Origin of the sequence: Luteitalea sp., from assembly GCF_022842525.1 — a bacterium.
Taxonomy (GTDB): domain Bacteria; phylum Acidobacteriota; class Vicinamibacteria; order Vicinamibacterales; family Vicinamibacteraceae; genus Luteitalea.
The window spans coordinates 1-1,480 of sequence record NZ_JALHPM010000380.1 but is presented as its reverse complement, the minus strand read 5'-3'; the positions used below and the strand labels follow the sequence as shown (position 1 = coordinate 1,480).

Annotated in this window: 1 protein-coding gene; it reads left to right on the top strand. The window is 65.1% G+C overall.

The features are described 5' to 3' along the window. A partial coding sequence (locus Q0C41_RS31245) for an LON peptidase substrate-binding domain-containing protein (RefSeq protein ID WP_367079329.1) occupies positions 1–1,480 on the top strand: 1,480 nt, incomplete at both ends.

Sequence of the window (1,480 nt, the reverse complement as noted above, 5' to 3'; positions counted from 1 at the left end):
GTCCTGCCACTGCGCGGGACCGTCATGTTCCCCGGAATCACCGCTCCGATCGCGGCCGGTCGTCCCGGCACGCTTCGGGCGATCGAGACCGCCCTCAAGGGCGACCGACTCGTGTTTGCCGTTGCCCAACGCGACAACACCGAAGAGCCGACGTCCGACATTCTCTTCACCACCGGCGTGATCGCCCGCATCGGGCAGATTCAGCGCGGGTTGGGCGGCGTTCAACTGCTGCTGCAGGGTGAGCAGCGCGCCACGGCATTGCAGTATCAGGAAGTCGACGGCTACCTCACCGCGGTCATTGTGCCGGCGGAAGAGATGATGCCGCTGGATCTCAAGAATGCGGCCTTCGAAGCGCTCCACAAAGAAGCGCGCGAGCGTGCCGCCGAACTGGGTGAGAAGCGCGGCCTTCCCGAGGAGGTCGTCCACCAGGTGCTCGATTCGGTGGACGACGCCGGTCGATTCTCCGATCTCGTGGCCGGCTACATCGAACTCACCGTCCCCGAAAAGCAGGGGCTGCTGGAGACGCTTTCGGTCGAAGAGCGACTGCGCCGCGTGCTGGTGCACGTGCAGCGGCAGATCGGGCTGCTCGAGGCACAAGAGGACATCAAGTCGCAGGTGCAGGAAGAGCTGGGCGATCGCCAGCGCGAGATGTTCCTGCGCGAGCAACTCAAGGCGATCCAGAAGGAGCTTGGCGACGACGATCAGGGGAAGGAGATCGCCGAACTGCGCGAGAAGCTGACCAAGCTCGACCTGCCGAAGGACGCGCGCGCCGAAGTGGAGCGCGAGATCGGTCGCCTCGAGCGCGCCGGTCGCGAAAGCATGGAAGCGCAGGTGATCCGCACCTATCTCGAGTGGATCGCCGAGTTGCCGTGGAGCAAGCGGTCGGACGATCACCTCGAACTCAACCGCGCGTCGGAAATCCTTGAAGAGGATCACTACGGCCTCAAGGACGTGAAGGATCGCGTGCTCGAGTTCCTCGCCGTGCGTCAGCTGCGTGCGCAGCAGGTGGCGGCGCAGGTCGCGACCACGGGCGAATTCCCGATCTCCAAGCTCAAGGCCGATGATCCGGACGCGCCGACGAACGGCAACGGCAACGACCGCGCGATCACCGACACCAAGGAAGCGAAGGCGCGCGTGATGGCGCGTGGTCCGATCCTGCTCTTCAACGGACCGCCGGGCGTGGGCAAGACATCCATCGCCAAGTCGATCGCGCGTGCCCTTGGGCGCGAGTACGTGCGCGTCGCCCTCGGCGGCGCGCGCGATGAAGCGGACATTCGCGGACATCGTCGCACGTATGTCGGCGCGCTGCCGGGTCGCATCATCCAAGGCATGAAGACGGCGGGCACCAAGAACCCGGTGTTCCTGCTCGATGAAGTGGACAAGCTCGGAACGTCGTATCAGGGGGATCCGTCGAGCGCACTGCTCGAAGTGCTCGACCCGGCACAGAACGATTCGTTCACCGATCACTACCTCGGCGTGC